At 73.4% G+C, this 17334-nt stretch carries 16 protein-coding genes; 6 read left to right on the forward strand and 10 right to left on the reverse strand.

Annotated elements, in window-relative coordinates:
* Positions 1 to 213: 213 nt before the first annotated feature.
* Complete coding sequence (locus AB2U05_RS12045) at positions 214 to 654, reverse strand: molybdenum cofactor biosynthesis protein MoaE (RefSeq protein ID WP_244179030.1); 441 nt, start codon at positions 652 to 654, stop codon at positions 214 to 216.
* A 96-nt stretch (positions 655 to 750) separates the two neighbouring features.
* A complete protein-coding gene (locus AB2U05_RS12050) occupies positions 751 to 1800 on the reverse strand; it encodes an NAD-dependent epimerase/dehydratase family protein (RefSeq protein ID WP_045703745.1) in 1050 nt (349 codons plus the stop codon).
* A 299-nt stretch (positions 1801 to 2099) separates the two neighbouring features.
* Here AB2U05_RS12050 and AB2U05_RS12055 point away from each other — a divergent pair, with 299 nt between their 5' ends.
* Positions 2100 to 3623 (forward strand): zinc-dependent metalloprotease, encoded by a 1524-nt coding sequence (locus tag AB2U05_RS12055; protein ID WP_045703742.1) that lies wholly within the window; start codon positions 2100 to 2102, stop codon positions 3621 to 3623.
* Positions 3620 to 4207, forward strand: a complete 588-nt coding sequence (locus AB2U05_RS12060; RefSeq protein WP_369183192.1) for an NUDIX hydrolase — start codon at positions 3620 to 3622, stop codon at positions 4205 to 4207. Before AB2U05_RS12055 ends, AB2U05_RS12060 begins: the two co-directional genes overlap by 4 nt.
* 73 nt (positions 4208 to 4280) lie before the next feature.
* Here the strand turns inward: AB2U05_RS12060 and AB2U05_RS12065 are convergent, their stop codons facing one another.
* Positions 4281 to 4910 (reverse strand): M48 family metallopeptidase, encoded by a 630-nt coding sequence (locus AB2U05_RS12065; protein ID WP_045703710.1) that lies wholly within the window; start codon positions 4908 to 4910, stop codon positions 4281 to 4283.
* A 324-nt stretch (positions 4911 to 5234) separates the two neighbouring features.
* Here AB2U05_RS12065 and AB2U05_RS12070 point away from each other — a divergent pair, with 324 nt between their 5' ends.
* The 3 genes from AB2U05_RS12070 (at position 5235) to AB2U05_RS12080 (ending at position 9136) form a co-directional block, all read left to right on the forward strand.
* Positions 5235 to 6323, forward strand: a complete 1089-nt coding sequence (locus AB2U05_RS12070; protein ID WP_052707710.1) for a ThiF family adenylyltransferase — start codon at positions 5235 to 5237, stop codon at positions 6321 to 6323.
* Positions 6324 to 6830: 507 nt separating this feature from the next.
* Positions 6831 to 7436: a dihydrofolate reductase family protein gene (locus AB2U05_RS12075; protein ID WP_369183193.1), complete on the forward strand. Its 606-nt coding sequence runs from the start codon at positions 6831 to 6833 to the stop codon at positions 7434 to 7436.
* Between the two features lie 242 nt (positions 7437 to 7678).
* Positions 7679 to 9136 (forward strand): ABC1 kinase family protein, encoded by a 1458-nt coding sequence (locus AB2U05_RS12080; RefSeq protein WP_369183194.1) that lies wholly within the window; start codon positions 7679 to 7681, stop codon positions 9134 to 9136.
* Between the two features lie 114 nt (positions 9137 to 9250).
* Here AB2U05_RS12080 and AB2U05_RS12085 read toward each other — a convergent pair whose 3' ends face one another.
* From AB2U05_RS12085 to AB2U05_RS12100, 4 genes are all read right to left on the reverse strand, one after another.
* Positions 9251 to 9649 carry a hypothetical protein gene (locus AB2U05_RS12085; RefSeq protein WP_107073200.1) on the reverse strand — a complete coding sequence of 133 codons (399 nt, stop codon included), beginning with the start codon at positions 9647 to 9649 and terminating at the stop codon, positions 9251 to 9253.
* Entirely contained in the window at positions 9646 to 9963 is a 318-nt protein-coding gene (locus tag AB2U05_RS12090) for a WhiB family transcriptional regulator (protein WP_341846055.1), read from the reverse strand. Before AB2U05_RS12090 ends, AB2U05_RS12085 begins: the two co-directional genes overlap by 4 nt.
* A gap of 219 nt (positions 9964 to 10182) precedes the next feature.
* Positions 10183 to 10644 (reverse strand): hypothetical protein, encoded by a 462-nt coding sequence (locus tag AB2U05_RS12095; protein ID WP_045710585.1) that lies wholly within the window; start codon positions 10642 to 10644, stop codon positions 10183 to 10185.
* 319 nt (positions 10645 to 10963) lie between these two features.
* The gene (locus AB2U05_RS12100) at positions 10964 to 13132 is read right to left on the reverse strand and encodes an ATP-dependent helicase (protein ID WP_045705212.1); all 2169 of its coding nucleotides are present in this window, start codon (positions 13130 to 13132) and stop codon (positions 10964 to 10966) included.
* Positions 13133 to 13419: 287 nt separating this feature from the next.
* Here AB2U05_RS12100 and AB2U05_RS12105 point away from each other — a divergent pair, with 287 nt between their 5' ends.
* Positions 13420 to 13677, forward strand: coding sequence for a mycoredoxin (locus AB2U05_RS12105; protein WP_045705197.1), 258 nt, complete (start codon positions 13420 to 13422; stop codon positions 13675 to 13677).
* A 40-nt stretch (positions 13678 to 13717) separates the two neighbouring features.
* Here AB2U05_RS12105 and AB2U05_RS12110 read toward each other — a convergent pair whose 3' ends face one another.
* The 3 genes from AB2U05_RS12110 to AB2U05_RS12120 all read right to left on the reverse strand — a co-directional run bounded on the left by AB2U05_RS12110 (position 13718) and on the right by AB2U05_RS12120 (position 17310).
* Complete coding sequence (locus AB2U05_RS12110) at positions 13718 to 14584, reverse strand: GntR family transcriptional regulator (RefSeq protein ID WP_045705199.1); 867 nt, start codon at positions 14582 to 14584, stop codon at positions 13718 to 13720.
* Positions 14585 to 14868: 284 nt separating this feature from the next.
* Positions 14869 to 15819 (reverse strand): NAD(+) diphosphatase, encoded by a 951-nt coding sequence (nudC, locus tag AB2U05_RS12115; RefSeq protein WP_045705201.1) that lies wholly within the window; start codon positions 15817 to 15819, stop codon positions 14869 to 14871.
* A gap of 87 nt (positions 15820 to 15906) precedes the next feature.
* On the reverse strand, positions 15907 to 17310 hold the full coding sequence (locus tag AB2U05_RS12120; RefSeq protein ID WP_045705203.1) for a dipeptidase: 1404 nt from the start codon (positions 17308 to 17310) through the stop codon (positions 15907 to 15909).
* Positions 17311 to 17334: the final 24 nt, after the last annotated feature.

Genomic DNA, 17334 nt, shown 5'->3' on the forward strand with positions numbered 1-17334 from the left:
GTCGGTACTCCCAGCTCGTCGTGTCTACGAGCAGATTAACCACTCCGGCGGACAACGCCGACGGCGCCGTCCGGGTTACGGCACCGCCGATCGGCTCACTTCCAGGGAGTATTCGAGGCCCCCGCCCGGGCCCGTTCGAGTGAGGACCCGGCGCGCCTCACCCGGCGACCGCGCAGCGTGTGCAGAACGCCACCGTCCGCACCCGCCGCGGCCTCAGCACGCCCCGGCGCCGACCCACTCCTCCTCGCCGTCCGCGAAGACCTGGTGCTTCCAGATCGGCACCTCGTGCTTCAGGTCGTCGATCAGCCGGCGGGCCGCCGCGAAGGCCTCGCCGCGGTGCGCGCAGGAGACGGCGACGATCACGGCCTTGTCGGTGATCTCCAGCCGGCCGACCCGGTGCACCGCGGCGAGCGCCAGCACCGGGAAGTCCGCGACGACCTTCTCGGCGACCCGGCGCATCTCCTGCTCGGCACTCGGGTGGCAGCTGTACTCCAGCGCCGTCACCGACTTGCCGCCGTCGTGGTCGCGGACCGTCCCGACGAAGACGGTCGTCCCGCCGGCCGCGTCGTCGCCGACCGCCTCGTACACCTCGTCCAGGGAGAGCGGGGTGTCGCGGACGGCGAGCAGGCGGATGGGGTCGTGGTTCTCGGACATGACCCCATGATTGCCCATCCCCGCCCGCCCACGACAAGGGGTTTCCACATCACGATGTGGCAATTCCGCATCGTGAGAAGCGCCCTCCGCGGTGGGTCAGAACCGACGCCGCTTCCGGGCCCGCCGCACCAGCGCCGCCGTACCCACCAGCGCCACCGTCGCCCCGGCCGCCCCCAGACTCGTCGCCGCCTCCTTGCCCCCCAGCCGGCGCCCCGCCACCGCGTGCTTGCCCGACACCTGCGCCAGCAGCTCCGCCAGCACCTGCTCGTTGGTGAACCCCGGACGCCAACCCGCCTCGTGCAGCCGGCTGCCCGACACCACCCACGGATACATCGTGTACGCCAGATCCCCCGCCGGAGCCGGAGTCAGCCCCAGCCGGTGCAACCGCGCCGCCGTCCCCAACGCCAACGACGCCGGCAACTCCATCCGCCGGATGCCCGACAGCCGCTCCACGTCCTCCTGCTCCAGCCAGCCGTCACAGCCGACCGTCACCTCGCCCTCGACCAGGCCCAGCGCCGCGTACTCCAACGCCCCCGCCAGATCGTCCACGTGGCAGAACTGCCAGCACGGGCGCGAACCCGCCACCACCAGCAGCCGCGGCGCCTCGAAGTGCCGGGTCAGCACCGTGTCCACCCCCGGCCCCACCACCACCGCCGGGCGCAGCACCGTCACCTGCAGCCCCGGATGGGCCCGCGGCGCCCGCCTCGCCAACCGCTCGATCTCCAGCAGGTCCCCGACCAGCGAGGCCTCCTCGGTCGCCCGCAGCTCCGAGTCCTCCGCCAGCGGCACCTCGTTGTCCGCCAGCGCCCCGTAGACCATCGCCGACGTGCACAGCACCACCCGGTGCACCCCCGCCGCCGCGGCCGCCGTCAGCACCGTCTGCGCGCCCCGCACGTTGTACGCGCTGCGCGCCCGCGGATCCGACTCCATCCCGAAGTCCATCGCCAGGTGCACCACCACGTCCACCCCGGCCAGCCGCTCCGCGACCGCGGGGTCCCGCACGTCCAGCACCCGCCACTGCACCCCCGGCACGTCACCGCGCCGGTCGTCCACCGCCAGCACCCGGCGCACGTGCGGCGAGGCCACCAGCCGGGCCGCGACCCGCTCGCCCAGCACACCCGCGGCACCGGTCACCGCCACGGTCAGCGGCCGCCCGCCGTAGGCTGGAGGCGGCGACGCCGTGGTGTCCGGGGCGTCCTCTCCTCCGGTCAGCCCAGAGCGAACGTCCGAAGGCGGGGAACTCACCGGCCATCCTCCACGGTTAGCTTATGTGCGTACGGACGTGTGTCACGTACGTCCATCCTGCCCGAGGCGAAGGCCCCGCGGTGCACCCGGCGCGGGCCTGCCGCACGGGAGCCGCGCACGAGTCCCCCACTGAGCCGGTGCCCCGGGCGGGCAGCACATCCCGCCACACCCGCATGACGGCCGACCGGATCGAGGACCCCGTGAGCGACCTTCCCTTCGGATTCGGCGTTCCGCCCGAGGAGCCCGAGGACGGCAAGGCCAAGCCCGACGACGCGCAGAAGAAGAAGGACCAGGGCCCCACCGAGCCCGCCGCCGGCGGCCAGCAGCCGTTCGGCTTCGGCACCGGAAACCCCTTCGGCGCCCTCTTCGGCATGCCCGGCATGCCCGGCACCCCGGGCGCCCCCGGCGGCGCCGACAACCCCTTCGCCGCGATGTTCGGCGGCCTCGGCCCGAACGACCTGGGCGCCGCCTTCCAGCAGCTCGGCCAGATGCTCTCCTTCGAGGGCGGCCCCGTGAACTGGGACCTCGCCACCAACATCGCCCGCCAGACCGTCATCGCCGAACCCGCCGAAGGCAAGACCAAGGACCGATCGGTCAGCGCCGCCGAACGCTCCGCCGTCGCCGAAGCCGTCCGCCTCGCCGACCTGTGGCTCGACGGCTCCACCGAATTCCCCTCCGGCGCCGGCACCGCCGTCGCCTGGAGCCGCGCCGAATGGATCGAGGCCACCCTCCCGGTCTGGAAGGACCTCGTCGACCCCGTCGCCGAACGCGTCGGCACCGCCATGGGCGGCGTCCTGCCCGAGGAGATGCAGGCCATGGCCGGCCCCCTCATGGGCATGATGCGCTCCATGGGCGGCGCCATGTTCGGCACCCAGATCGGCCAGGCCCTCGGCGCCCTCGCCGCCGAGGTCGTCGGCTCCACCGACATCGGCCTGCCCCTCGCCCCCGCCGGCAAGGCCGCCCTGCTGCCGCAGAACGTCGCCGAATTCGGCGAGGGCCTCAACGTGCCCACCGACGAAGTCCGGCTCTACCTCGCGCTGCGCGAAGCCGCCCACCAGCGCCTCTTCGCCCACGTCCCGTGGCTGCGCGCCCACCTCCTCGGCGCCGTCGAGGCCTACGCCCGCGGCATCAAGGTCGACACCACGCGCATGGAGGAACTCGTCGGCCAGCTCGACCCGAGCAACCCCGAAGCCCTCCAGGACGCCCTCGCCGGCGGCCTCCTCCAGCCCGAGGACACCCCCGAGCAGAAGGCCGCCCTCGCCCGCCTGGAGACCGCGCTCGCCCTCGTCGAAGGCTGGGTCGACGCCGTCGTCCACGCCGCCGCCGCACCCCACCTGCCGCAGGCCGACGCCCTGCGCGAAACCGTCCGCCGCCGCCGCGCCGCCGGCGGACCCGCCGAACAGACCTTCGCCACCCTCGTCGGCCTCGAACTGCGCCCCCGCCGCCTGCGCGACGCCGCCCGGCTGTGGGCACTGCTCGCCGACGCCCGCGGCATCGAAGGCCGCGACGCCCTCTGGGAGCACCCCGACATGCTGCCCACCGCCGCCGACCTGGACGACCCCGACGCCTTCGTCCACCGCGGCAGCGGCGACCTCGAAGGCGGCATCGACTTCGACGCCCTCGACAAGCTGCTCGGCGAAGCCGCCGCCGGCAACACCGGAAAGCCCGACCTCACCAAGAACGACGACGGCGACACCGACGGAAAGGGCGAGCCCACCGCATGACGTCCACCCACCCGGACACCCCCGCCCTGCACGCCGACGCCGTCCGCACCCTGACCGACTGGCGCCCCGCCGAACAGGAACAGGACCAGCTGCGCCGCGACTACCTGGCGCACCTCGACGAGCAGCCCGAAGGCCTCTACCGCGCCTGCCTGCCCGCACACATCACCGCGAGCGCGGCCGTCGTCGACCCGGCGGCCGGACGGGTACTGCTCACCCTGCACCCCAAGGTCGGCATGTGGCTGCAGATGGGCGGGCACTGCGAGCCCGGCGACCCCAGCCTCGCCGCGGCCGCGCTGCGCGAGGCCGTCGAGGAGTCCGGCATCCCCGACCTCACGCTGCTGACGGCGGACGGCGTGCCCGTCCCCGCCAAGCTCGACCGGCACCAGGTCCGCTGCACCGGCAAGGACCGGCCGGAGAACACCCACCTGGACGTCCAGTACATCGCGCTGGCCCCGGCCGGCGCGCAGGCACTCATCAGCGAGGAATCGCTGGACCTGCGCTGGTTCGACTACGACCACCTGCCGGAGCTCACCGACCACTCGGTGCGCGACCTCGTCGCACGCGCCCGGCAACTCACCGGCTGAAGCACGACGACAACGAGGGGCGCGGGCCCGTACGGCCCGCGCCCCTCGCCCGTCCCTCCCCCGATCCCACCGCTCAGCCGCAGGAACCCGCCGGATCCACCCCGGGCCCCTCGCTCCGGGCCCCCGGAATGTGCGGCAGACGGGCCGCCGACACCACACCCTCCAGATAGCCGCGCGCCCGCTCCGTCCGGGGATAGGCCTCCAGCAGCGCCCAGAACGCCGGCCCGTGGTCCGGCACCAGCAGGTGCGCCAGCTCGTGCAGCAGCACGTAGTCCAGGACGTACTCCGGCATCCCCTGGAGCCGGTGCGACAGACGGATCGTCCCCTCGGCGGGGGTGCACGAGCCCCAACGCGAGTTCTGGTTGGTCACCCAGCGGACCTGCACCGGCTGGGCCCGGCCGCCCAGATAGGCCGCCGACAGGTCACGGGCCCGGGCCATCAGGGCATCGTCACCCAGAACCCGCCGCTTCTCCTGGGCCGCGAGCTTCTCCAGCATCTGCGCCACCCAGCGCTGCTCCTCGGCGTGCGACATCCGCGCCGGAATCAGCACCACCGTGCGGTCGCCCTCCCGGTACGCCGACACCGTCCGGCTGCGGCGGGCACTGCGGCGCACCTCGACCCGGCTTCGGTCGTGCGGCTCGGCGGGCCCGGCCCCCGTCTGCTGCTCCTGGTCCGGGCGCCCGCGCGTGCTCGGCGCCGCCACTTGCGACCCGGACGCTGCACGGGCACGCCGACGCGACGCCGATGGATGGGAGTCCCGCTCGGCTGCCATGCCACACGACGTTACCCGCTACCACCGACAGAAGTCCGGTGCCCAGGCCGAAATCTTTCATGGAGTGATCGGGAACGAAAGGCCGACAGCGGGTGTCCGGAAATCGACGCCCGGGGGGATCGCCAGTTATCCACAGGGCCTGCGAACAGATCATGTGATCATGACTCCGGGCCTGTGGATAACTTTCCGCACGACGTCGGCCCGATGGTGTTAGCTGCGATCAGCCGTCCGGAAACGATCGGAAGGAAGATCGCCGTGCGCCTTGCCCTGAAGCCCGCCCTGTCCCGCAGCTGGCGGGACTCCGAGACCCTGCAGTTCGGCACCGTCACCCGCTTCGCCGGCGTGCTCGGCAACGCCGACAAGACACTCTGCGCCTTCCTCGCGCTGCTCGACGGCACGCGCGACCGACCGATACTCCTGGACGCCGGCGAACGCATCGGCCTCGGCCGCGAACCCGCCGCCGCTCTCCTCACCGAACTCGAGGAAACCGGGCTGCTGGACGACGCGGAAGCATCCGGCAACGCGCTCGAACGCTTCCCGAAGGCACACCGGGACCAACTCGGGCCGGACCTCGCCTCGCTCTCCCTCGTCCACTCCAGCCCCGGCGCCGCGCCGACCGTCCTCGCCCGCCGGGCCGACCTGCGGATCGAGGTCCGCGGCGCGGGACGGGTCGGCGCCGCCGTAGCGGCGGTGCTCGCCGCCGGCGGCGCCGGAACGGTCACCGTGGCGGACGGCGGGCGGGTGCTCCCCGGCGACTGCTCCCCCGCGGGCATCCCCGCCAAGGACGTCGGCCGGCTGCGCTCCACGGTCGCCCGGGAGGCGGTGCAACGGGCCTCGGCCCGGCCACTGCTGCCCGCCCCGCGCCGAAAATCCGGCGAGGCACCGCCCGACTTCGTGGTGCTCGCGCCACGGGACGGCAGCGCCGCCTTCGCGGGCGGGACGTACGAGGCCCGCCTGCTGCTGCGGGCCGGCGTGCCGCACCTGTACGTGGGCGTCGTCGAGGAGTTCGGCATCATCGGGCCGCTGGTGATCCCCCGGATGTCGGCATGCGGGCACTGCCTGGTGCTGCGCCGCGAGGACGAGGACGCCGCCTGGCCGCGGGTCCTGGCCCAGCTGGCCCAGAACGGGCCCGGCCGGGCCCGCACCCCGGCCTGCGACACGGCCCTGGCGACGGCCGTCGCCGGCCTCGCGGCGCTCCACGTCCAGGTCTACCTGGACGGCGGGCGGCCGCCGAGCGTCGACGGCTGGTGCGAGGTGTCGGCCGGCGACGGCATGCCACGGCGGCTGCGGCTGCGCGGACACCCGGACTGCGGCTGCCTGTGGCAGCCGCTGCCCCCGGGCTAGAGGAGACGAGGAGGAGAAGGCACGAACGACGACGGGCGCGGTCCCGGCGGCTGCACGGCTCGGCAGCCACCGGACCGCCCCACGGCACCACGGGCACGCCCCGGCCGGACGAGCCGATGGCCGGGCCAGCCCGAGGTCCGATCGCCCCCACGGGGCCGGAGGCCGGGTGCGCCGCCGGAGGGCAGAAGCACGCCCTCACGGCCCGCGCCCTGCCAAGGGCAGGGCGCGGGCCGGCGATGAACCGGGGAGGCACGCCGGGGAGACACGCCGGGGAGCCGCCACACAAGGTACGAGGCGGGCGCCAGGAACGAGCGCGAGCGGTGGGTGGGTGGGTAGGCGGCGTGGCGGCGGGTGGTGGGTGGCGGCGGGCGGGGGGGGAGGGGGGAGGGGGAGGGCCCGGGAGGTGAATATGTGACCTACCTCACGAGTTGCGAGCGATGATTCTCCGAGGGCCAGCCGGTCCACCCCTCGCAACCCCGAACACCCCAGGAAGCCAGAGGAACACCCATGCGCATCGTGATCAACGAGTTCATCAGCCTCGACGGCGTCGTGCAGGCCCCCGGCGGCCCGCAGGAGGACACCGAGGGCGGCTTCGCGCACGGTGGCTGGTCCCACCCGTTCTTCGACCCGAGCACCCTGGGCCCCTTCATCAACGACACGCTGGCCGACGCCGACGCCCTGCTCTTCGGCCGCCGCACCTGGCAGACGATGGCCGCCGCCTGGCCCGGGCGCGCGGGCGACCCGTTCGCCGACCAGATGAACGCCATCAAGAAGTACGTGGTCTCCGACACCCTCACCGAGGCCGACCTCACCTGGACGAACACCACCCTCGTCCCCGGCCCGGAGGCCGCCTCCTGGGCTCGCGCGCAGCGCGCGGCGGACGGCCGCGACCTGCTGGTCATGGGCAGCCCGACGCTGGTCCGCTCACTCCTGAGCGCGGACCTGGTGGACGAGCTGCGCCTCATGGTGATGCCGGTGGTGCTCGGCGGAGGCAAGACGATCTTCCCGACCGACGGCGTCCGCCGCGCCTTCGAGCTGGTCTCCTCCGAGACTGCCAAGACGGGCACCCAGGTGACCACCTACCGCCGCGCCGCCGACGCCACCACCGCCTGACGCCCACCACCCACGTAGGAAGTCGGCCTGTCCGACTTCCTACGCCCCCCGCCCACCCGGTCCCACCGGGCCTCGCCGCCCCCTCCGGCGCCGACCGCGCCACCACCGCCTCCCGGGGCCCCGCCCACGCCCACCTCCCGGCCCGACGAAATACCGGCAGGCCCGGGACGGGGAGCGGGCACAATGGCCTAGTGATGGTGGGGGCCCGTCCGGCGTCGGGGGGCCAAGGATTGGAGGCCCGGGTGAGCGATCTTCCACGCAAGGCAGTGACCCGCACGGCACGGCTCGCCGCCCTGCCGCTGGGAATAGCGGGCCGCGCCACTCTCGGCCTGGGCCGGCGCATCGGCGGCCGCTCCGCCGAGGTGGTGACGGCCGAGCTCCAGCAGGCCACCGCCGACCAGCTGTTCAAGGTCCTCGGCGAGCTCAAGGGCGGGGCGATGAAGTTCGGGCAGATCCTGTCCGTCTTCGAGGCCGCGCTGCCCGAGGAGGTCGCCGGGCCGTACCGGGCCGCGCTGACCAAGCTGCAGGACGCCGCTCCCCCGATGCCCTCCGCCACGGTGCACACCGCGCTCGCCCAGCGGCTCGGGGACGACTGGCGCAAGCTGTTCGTGGAGTTCGACGACCGCCCGGCGGCGGCCGCCTCGATCGGGCAGGTGCACCGGGCGGTCTGGCACGACGGCCGCAAGGTCGCCGTCAAGGTGCAGTACCCGGGCGCGGGCGACGCGCTGCTCGCGGACCTGAACCAACTGAGCCGGGTGGCCTGGCTGTTGGGCCCGCTGATCCCGGGTCTGGACATCAAGCCGCTGATCTCCGAGCTGCGCGAGCGGGTCTCCGAGGAGCTCGACTACGAGCTGGAGGCGCAGGCGCAGCGCCGGCACGCGGAGGAGTTCGCGGACGATCCGGAGATCGTGGTGCCGGCCGTGGTGGCGCAGGCCGACCAGGTGCTGGTCACGGAGTGGATGGACGGCACCCCGCTGGCCGAGGTGATCGCCCGCGGCACCCAGGAGGAGCGCGACCGCGCCGGGCAGCTGCTGGTCCGGTTCCTGTTCGCCGGGCCGTCCCGGACGGGCCTGCTGCACGCTGACCCGCACCCGGGCAACTTCCGGCTGTTGAAGGATGACGGCCCGGTGTCCGGCTGGCGGCTGGGCGTGCTGGACTTCGGCACGGTGGACCGGCTGCCGGGCGGTCTGCCCGAGCCGATCGGGGTCGGGCTGCGGATGGCGCTGGACGGGGACGCGGCGGGCGTGCTGCGGATGCTGCGCAAGGAGGGCTACGTGAAGCCCTCGATCCAGTTGGACGCGGATGCGGTGCTGGACTATCTGCTGCCGATCATCGAGCCGGCTTCGGTGGACAACTTCCACTTCACCCGGACGTGGATGCGCGCGCAGGCGGCCCGGATCGCCGATCCGCGTTCCCCCGCCTACAACCTGGCGAAGCAGTTGAACCTGCCGCCGGCCTACCTGCTGATCCACCGGGTGACGCTGAGCACCATCGGGGTGCTGTGTCAGTTGGGTGCGCGGGCGTCGTACCGGCAGGAGCTGCTGCAGTGGCTCCCCGGCTTCGCCGCGACGCCGCCCGAGGCCCCTCCCGCCAAGGCCGCCAAGACCGCCGGGACGGCCAAGCCCGCCGGCACGGCCAGGAGCCCCAAGAGCGCCGCCGCCGGGACCACCGTGGCCAAGGCCCCCCGCCGCAAGGACTGATGCCTCGCCGAGGCCGCAACGACCGCAGGCCGCTCCCCGCGAACGGGGGGCGGCCTGCGGCACGACAGGGGATGGTCCTGGCGGCGGTGGCGACGGCCACCGCGCGGCGCGGGACTACATCAGGGCGACGGCGAGCGCCTTGCGGGCCCGCATCGAGGCCCGCTCGGCCCGCTGCCGGAGCCTGCGGGCCCGGATGACCCGGGTGACGAGCCGTTGCTCCTCGGCCTCGTGGAGCCTGTCTTGCATATGGGCCCGGGCCAGGGATTCGTGGAGCAGTTGCATTTCGAGGGTCCTGTTCTGGATCTGGAGTTCGGTGGTCTGCTCGGCGCGGACGGTCGGATCGATGGCGGCGGGGGTCATGTCGTGGTCCTGCTCGTGGTGCGTCGTCGGGAAGGGGGCGGTGCGGGCCAGCGCGTCGGTCTTGGCGGCGGCTATCCGTACGGATCGGCGGAGGGCGGTGTCCAGCGGGGGCTGCTCTCCCCGGCGGACGGCCCTGGCGTCGGCGGGATTCACGCCATGACCTCGGTCTTGCGCGGGCGGCCACGCGGCCGCTTGCGGGCCACGACGACGCCCTGGACGAACAGCTCGCCGCCCCAGACGCCCCACGGCTCGCGCCGCTCCAGGGCGCCGGCCAGGCAGGCCTCCTTCACGGGGCAGGTGCCGCAGAGGGACTTCGCGTACTCGACGTCGGCGGGCGTCTCGGCGAAGAAGACCTCGGGGTCGAAGGCGCGGCAGGGGATGGGGAGGCCGAGGGCCTCGGCCTGCTCGATGGAACCGAGCTGCATGGAAAGAACCTCCGGGGGGTCGGCCTGGTCGGCCTTGGTGATCTGGCTTGTCGGCGGTACGGACGGGGTGGGCGGTGTGATGACCGTGGACACTGTTTGCGTCTTCCTCGTCTTCTCAGTGGTTCCGGACCAGTGGACTGGTGGTGCTGGGCCGGAGGCCCCGGGGGGCCTGGGTGGTCTTGCGTACCGGACAAAACAGAAGGGCCGCGGATCCCGGTGTGACGGGTTCCGCGGCCCTGGAGGTGCCGACCTGAGGCTGGCTCAGGTTCGTTCTCTCCAGGGTTCAGGCCCGCGGAAGGCCCGCATCCGGATGGCCTCGGCGCCGACGAAGGCGGCCTTGGCCTGCTCAATCTGCTGCTCGTTCTGCTTCTGGGTGGCTCCGGCACCGATGACCTGCGCATAGCCGCCGTGCTTGGCGGCGGCTACTGCTGCCTTCGGTGCCTGGGTCGGTCGCTCGTCGCGCATCGGACGCGACGTGCCGAACGACTCCGCCCAGTCACGGGACAGACCGGTCTCGACACTGGTGCCTTCGACGTTCCGGCCGCCCGTGACGCAGAGATCAGTGTGTCCAAGGACACTGACAGCGGGGACGACGGAGGCACCGGTGGTACCGAGACCCAGACCGGTTCCACCGAGCTCGGCGAACGCCCGCAGGCGGGCGGCGCGCAGGGAGGCGGCAACAGCGGTCTGGCCAGTCATTTTGGTGATCATGATGTTTCCCACTGAACTCGCCTCCTCTCGGCGTCTCGCGGAGCCTGGTCTCCCTGGCCCCGAATCTTCGGATGTCTGTCTCGGTCAAGCGTGTGAAGCGCGTGAAGCTGTGAAGCGTGTGAAGCTGTCGGGCCCGGGGGATTCGGCACAGGTGTGACCCGTGCGATCGAGTCCCCTTGACCGCTCCGGCAGGCTATTGCGCTCCCGGTACGCCGCGCAAACTATTTTTCACGGCGGGTTTCGCGGTGTGAACCGCGGTGCTTCCCGCGGCGGGCTCCACGCGGGGTCGAAAGCCGTTCGAGCAGTCCCTCAGGACCGTGCCCGCGCCGGCTCACGCCGAGTCGGCCGGTTCGCCGTCCTCGACGGCCTCCGGTTCCTCCTCGGGCTCCTCCCCCGCACACAACGAGAGCACGGCAGCCCCGTACTTGTCCAGCTTCATGGCGCCGACCCCGGAGATCAGGGCCAGTTCCTGGCGGCCGGCGGGCACGTCCTCGGCGATCGCCATCAGCGTCGCGTCGGTGAACACGACGTAGGCCGGGGCGCCCTGCTTCTTCGCCTGCCGGGCCCGCCACTCGCGCAGCCGCTCGTACAGCCCCTCGTCCATCGTGGAGGGGCAGTCCTCGCAGCGGCGCAGCTTGCGCTCGACGGCCTCGGTCAGGACGCGGTCGCAGACCCGGCACTTGACCGGTCCGCGGACCCGCCGGGCGGCGGAGCGCTCGCCGGGTTCGACGCTCCCCCGGCCGCCTCGCCCGCCGGTGCGTGCGCCGGGCGCGGCGGAGCCGGGGCGCAGTCCGTCGAGGAAGCGGCTGGGTTTGCGGCTGGCGCGGCCGCCCGGGGAGCGGGAGAGGGCCCAGGAGAGGGAGAGGTGTTTGCGGGCGCGGGTGACGCCGACGTAGAGGAGGCGGCGTTCCTCCTCGATCTGTTCGTCGGTCTTGGCGTAGATGATCGGCAGGGTGCCCTCGGTGAGGCCGACGAGGTAGACGGCGTCCCATTCGAGGCCCTTGGCGGCGTGCAGGGAGGCGAGGGTGACGCCTTCGACGGCGGGGGCGTGCTGGGCGGCGGCGCGGGCGTCGAGTTCGGTGACGTAGGCGGCGAGGTCGGCGCGGCGGCCTTCGGCGGTGCAGGTGCGTTCGAATTCCTCGGCGAGCCGGACGAGGGCGGCGAGGGATTCCCAGCGGTCGCGGACGGCGCCGGAGCCGGCGGGCGGTTCGGGGGTGAAGCCGCGGGTGGCGAGGACGGCGCGGACCTGGCCGGCGAGGTCGGGGGCGCCGGCGGTGAGGGGGTCGTCGGCGGCGCGGGCGGCGCCGCGCAGCAGGACGCCGGCGTCGCGGACCTCGGGGCGTTCGAAGAACCGTTCGGCGCCCTTGAGCTGGTAGGGGACGCCGAGGTCGGCGAGGGCCTGTTCGTAGACCTCGGACTGGCCGTTGGTGCGGAAGAGGACGGCGATCTCGCTGGCGCGCACGCCGGTGGCGAGGAGGTCCTTGATGCGGCGGGCGGTGGTCTCGGCCTCGGTGGGTTCGTCGTCGTACTCGGTGTAGACGGGTTCGGGGCCGGTTTCGCGCTGGGAGACGAGTTCGAGGCGGTGTCGGGCGGCTTCGCCCCGGGCCTGGGCGAGCAGGCCGTTGGCGAGGTGGACGACCTGGGGGGTGGAGCGGTAGTCGCGGACGAGTTTGACGACGGTGGCCTCGGGGTGGCGGCTGCGGAAGTTGAGCAGGTAGTCGGGGGTGGCGCCGGTGAAGGAGTAGATGGTCTGGCTGGCGTCGCCGACGACGCAGAGGCTGGCGCCGCCGCCGGGGCCGGTCCACTGGTCGAGGAGGCGCTGCTGGAGCGGGGAGACGTCCTGGTACTCGTCGACGGTGAAGTGCCGGTACTGGGCGCGGACCTGGTCGGCGATGTCGGGGCGGTCTTCGAGGATGGCGGCGGTGAGGAGCAGGACGTCCTCGAAGTCGATGTTGCCGCGGCGGCTCTTGGTCTCTTCGTAGACGCGGTAGACCTGGGCGGTCTCGGCGGGGTCGCGGGGGGCGTCGCGGCCGGATTTGGCGACGGCGGCGGGGTAGTCGTCGGGGCCGGTCTGGGTGACCTTGGCCCATTCGATCTCGGCGGTGAGGTCGCGCAGTTCGGTGCGCTGGACGCGCAGGCCGCAGCGGCCGGCGGCTTCGGCGACGAGTTGGACCTTGCGTTCGAGGAGTTGGGGGGTGGGGCCGCCGACGGCGCGGGGCCAGAAGTACTGGAGTTGGCGCAGGGCGGCGGCGTGGAAGGTGCGGGCCTGGACGCCGTCGGCGCCGAGTTGGCGAAGGCGGCCGCGCATTTCGCCGGCGGCGCGGGCGGTGAAGGTGACGGCGAGGACCTGGGCGGGCTGGTAGACGCCGCTGCGCACGCCGTAGGCGATGCGGTGGGTGATGGCCCGGGTCTTGCCGGTGCCGGCGCCGGCGAGGACGCAGACGGGGCCGTGCAGGGCGGTGGCGACGGCGCGCTGTTCGGGGTCGAGCCCGGCGAGCACGGCGTCGGGGCCGGTGGCGGCGCCGGGGTCGGCCCAGTGGTGGGGGCCGGGGTTGGCGTCGTACGGGCTGCCGCTCAAGAGGTCTTCCTGCATGCGTTCCATCCTCTCAGCCCGGGGGGACAACGGGGGCGGGGTTGTCCACAGGCCCGGTGTGATCGCAGGATGATCGCTCCGCGTTCGCGTGCGCCCGGGTCAGCGGGCGGACCGGCGAACCGGCTGGAATGCCCGCCGTGCGGTGGGTGTTGCGGAGACCGTACGACCCACTCGAACCCGAAGGAGCCCTCTCGATGTCCGGCAGCGTGACGATGTACAGCACGACCTGGTGTGGCTACTGCAACCGCCTCAAGAGCCAGCTGGAGCGCGAGGGCATCGGCTACACCGAGATCAACATCGAGGAGGACCCGGCGTCGGCCGCGTTCGTGGAGTCGGTGAACGGCGGGAACCAGACGGTTCCGACTGTGCTGGTGACGCCGGTGGGCGGCGGCGAGCAGGTCGTGATGACCAACCCGAGCCTGCTGCAGGTGAAGAAGGCCCTGGCGGCCTGAGTCGCCGCGAGGCTCCTGGTCCGGCCCGGTTCGGCGCGCGTCACGGCGCGTCGGCCCGGGCCGGTTCCGTGCCGGCGGTCATCCGGCCCGGGTCGACGGGCGCGGCGGGGGCGGGCAGGGTGGTGCGGGCGCCGAGGTCGCCGACGCCGTAGACGAGCCGGCAGCGGTCGGCGGAGTAGCGGGTCTCGATGACCCGGACGGGCCCGCGCCGGTCGTAGGTGACGCGGGTCTGGACGACCAGCGGTACGCCGGGGCCGCCCTGGAACCACTGGGCTTCCTCGGGGCCGGGCATCCGGGCGACGAGGTGGTCGACGGCGCCGATCTCGGTGCGGCCGAGTGCGGCGAGCACGGTCTCGTCGCCGCCGTCGACGGGGTCGGGTTCCATCAGCGGGGTGCCGGCGGCGAGTCCGGCCCGGTAGTGGCTCTCCTCGATGGAGTAGGGCTCGCGGTCGAGCAGTCGCAGTTGGCGGCGGACGACGATGGCTTCGCCGGGGCGCAGGCCGAGGCGTTCGGCGATGTCGACGCGGGCGCGGACGATGGTCATCTCGAAGTCGGTGCCGAGTTCGCGGCCGGCGTCGGCGGCTTCGCCGAGGTAGACGCCGGAGGGGGCGGCGAGGCAGTCGCGGGGCGCGGGGGCGAGGGTGGGGCCGTAGGCGCGGTGGTCGAGGACGGGGTGTTCGCGCAGGTAGGTGCCCTTGCCCTGGAGGCGGACCAGTCGGCCTTCGTTGACGAGGACGTCGACGGCGAGGCGGACGGTGTTGCGGGCGACGCCGTACTGGCGCTCCAGTTCGCTCTCGACCGGGAGGGCGGCGTCGGTGGTGAACTCGCCTTCGGCGATGCGGCGGCGCAGGTCGGCGGCGAGGCGCTGGTATTTGGGGGATTGGGCGGTGCCCCGGGGGATCGTCACGCGAGTGAATGTAGCGAGCGCGGTGACCGGGTTTCAGCCGTTTCCGGCAATGTCGTCCGTGCGGGTTGACGGCGGTTTCCCGGCTGTGCCGGGTGGTAGCAGAACTGGCCCGTCCGGCCACGAACTGATGATGTGATCGGGGATCGTGAAGGAAAAAGGGGGCGCGCGATGAGAATCGCACGCCCCCTCTCCGAACAATCCGGAAATCCTCTGCGGAGCCCGCCGGAATCCGTACGGGAACATCGGGACCAACGGGACTATCGGGCCCAACGGGCCCAACGGGACTACCAGCGCACCGCCGCCGGCAGCGGTTCGCCGTACCAGCGCTCGACCAGGTGCCGGGCGATCGAGATCCCGGACGGCGGCACGATCTCGCCCGCCTCCATCCCGGCCCGCAGTTCCTCGCGGGAGAACCAGCGCGCCTCGGCCAGTTCCTCCCCGTCCACGGTGATCGCGGTGCCCCCGGGCAGGGCCCGGCCCTCGAAGCCGAGCATCAGGCTGGACGGGAACGGCCAGGGCTGGCTGGCGACGTACCGGACGTCGCCGACCCGGACGCCGGCCTCCTCCTGCACCTCGCGGCGCACCGCCTGCTCGATCGACTCCCCCGGCTCGACGAAGCCGGCCAGCGTGGACCAGCGGCCCTCCGGCCAGAGCGCCTGGCGGCCGAGCAGGCAGCGGTCCTGCTCGTCGGTGATCACCATGATCACCGCCGGGTCGGTGCGCGGGTAGTGCTCGGCCGCGCAGGAGGTGCAGCGCCGCACGTGCCCGGCGCCGGCCTTCTCGGTCGGGTGCCCGCAGCGCGAGCAGAAGCTGTGCAGCCGGTGCCAGTGCTCCAGGGCGACGGCGTGCACCAGCAGGCCGGCGTCCCGGTCGGACAGCAGGGCGCCGACCTCGCGCAGTCCGGCCGGGCGGGCGTCGCCGTCCAGCCGGCCGGGCAGGCTCTCGCCGGCCAGCGCGAAGTAGGAGACGCCGTCCTCGTCGGTGCCCAGGAAGTACCGGTCCCCGGTCTGCGGTGCCTCGAAGGAGGGCAGCAGCACGAGTTCGGTGCCCCGCTCGGTGTCGACGACGAAGGCCTCGCCGCCGGCGATCGGCAGCACCCGGGTGGCCGGGTGGCTCCAGGCGGCGGCCAGCCACGGCTCGTCGAACCGGTGCTCGGCCGCCCGGTCCACCCCGGCCCGGGCCAGTGCCAGGTGGGTCGGACGCTCGGTCTCAGGCACGGTGCTCACAGGTTCCATCCCCACGTGGTGAATCATCCGGATGAGTGATCTGACTGCCAGGGCGCGCGGTACGGGTGCGCGCGGTACGGGTGCGCGCGGTACGGGTCACGCGCCGGGCCGGAAGTTCTCGGCCAGGTCGCCCCACAGGTAGGCGGCGGTCTCCACGCCCTTGGCCAGCAGGTCCAGTTCGACCTTCTCGTCCACCGAGTGCCAGCCGTCCGAGGGCACCGAGATGCCGAGGAACAGCACCGGCGCGCCGAGAACGTCCTGCAGGTCGGCGGCGGGGCCGGAGCCGCCCTCGCGGGTGAACAGCACCTTCTGCTCGAAGGCCCGCTCCATCGCGCGCACGGTGGAGCGCAGCGCCGGGTGGTCCAGCGGGGTCAGGCAGGGCCGGGTGGCGCCGGGGAAGGCCAGCTCGTAGCGGATGCCCTCGGGGACCCGCTCGGCGACCCAGGCGCGCACGGCCTCGCGGATCTTCTCGACCTCCTGGCCGGCGACCAGCCGGAAGGACAGCTTGAGGTGCGCGGAGGCCGGGACGATGGTCTTGCCGCCGGGGCCGGTGTAGCCGCCCCAGATGCCGTTGACCTCGGCGGTGGGGCGGGCCCAGATCCGCTCCAGGGTGGAGTAGCCGGCCTCGCCGCGCAGGCCGTGGGACTTGGCGACCCGCAGCCAGCCCTCCTCGTCGAAGGGCAGTTCGGCGAAGAGTTCGCGCTCGCGCTCGGTCAGCTCCACGACGCCGTCGTAGAAGCCGGGGACGGCGACCTTGCGGTCGGCGTCGTGCAGGCCGGCGGCGAGTTCGGCCGCGACGGCCGCCGGGTTGGGCACGGCACCGCCGAAGGAGCCGGAGTGGATGTCGGTGTCCGGCCCGTACAGGTCGATCTGGGCGTCGGCGAGGCCGCGCATGCCGGTGCAGACGGTCGGGGTGGTCTCGGCCCACATGCCGGTGTCCGAGATGATCACGACGTCGGCGGCCAGCCGCTCGGCCTCGCGCCGGACCAGGGCGGCGAAGTTCGGCGAGCCGGACTCCTCCTCGCCCTCGATCAGCAGCTTGAGGTTGACGGCCGGCGCGGTGCGGCCGGTGGCGGCGAGGTGGGCGCGCACGCCGAGGGTGTGGAAGAACACCTGGCCCTTGTCGTCGGCGGCGCCGCGGGCGTACAGCCGCTTGCCGACGACGGTCGGGGTGAACGGCTCGGTGGCCCAGCCGTCCTCCTTGGCGGCGGGCTGCACGTCGTGGTGCCCGTAGACCAGGACGGTCGGCGCGGACGGGTCCCCGGAGGGCCACTCGGCGAACACCGCCGGCAGGCCGTCCGTCTCCCACACCTCGGCGACCGGGAAGCCGGTGTCGCGCAGCTTGGCGGCCAGCCACTCGGCGGAGCGGCGCACCTCGCCGGCGCGGCCGGGGTCGGCGGAGACCGAGGGGATGGCCAGCCATGCGGAGAGGTCGGCGAGGAAGGCGGCCTGGTGCTCGGCGATGTAGGAGCGGACGGCGCTGTCCGGGGTTCTCGTCATACCGACGACTGTAGTTCGCCCGTG

The sequence above is a fragment of the Streptomyces sp. Y1 genome, assembly GCF_041053115.1.
GTDB classification, from domain to species: Bacteria; Actinomycetota; Actinomycetes; order Streptomycetales; family Streptomycetaceae; genus Kitasatospora; species Kitasatospora rubellomurina.

Bases quoted from the DNA above. Each gene is read 5' to 3' on its own strand.
- AB2U05_RS12045 (WP_244179030.1), bottom strand. From the start codon at position 654: ATGTCCGAGAACCACGACCCCATCCGCCTGCTCGCCGTCCGCGACACC.
- AB2U05_RS12060 (WP_369183192.1), top strand. From the start codon at position 3,620: ATGACGTCCACCCACCCGGACACCCCCGCCCTGCACGCCGACGCCGTC.
- AB2U05_RS12075 (WP_369183193.1), top strand. From the start codon at position 6,831: ATGCGCATCGTGATCAACGAGTTCATCAGCCTCGACGGCGTCGTGCAG.
- AB2U05_RS12105 (WP_045705197.1), top strand. From the start codon at position 13,420: ATGTCCGGCAGCGTGACGATGTACAGCACGACCTGGTGTGGCTACTGC.
- nudC (WP_045705201.1), bottom strand. From the start codon at position 15,819: ATGGAACCTGTGAGCACCGTGCCTGAGACCGAGCGTCCGACCCACCTG.
- AB2U05_RS12120 (WP_045705203.1), bottom strand. From the start codon at position 17,310: ATGACGAGAACCCCGGACAGCGCCGTCCGCTCCTACATCGCCGAGCAC.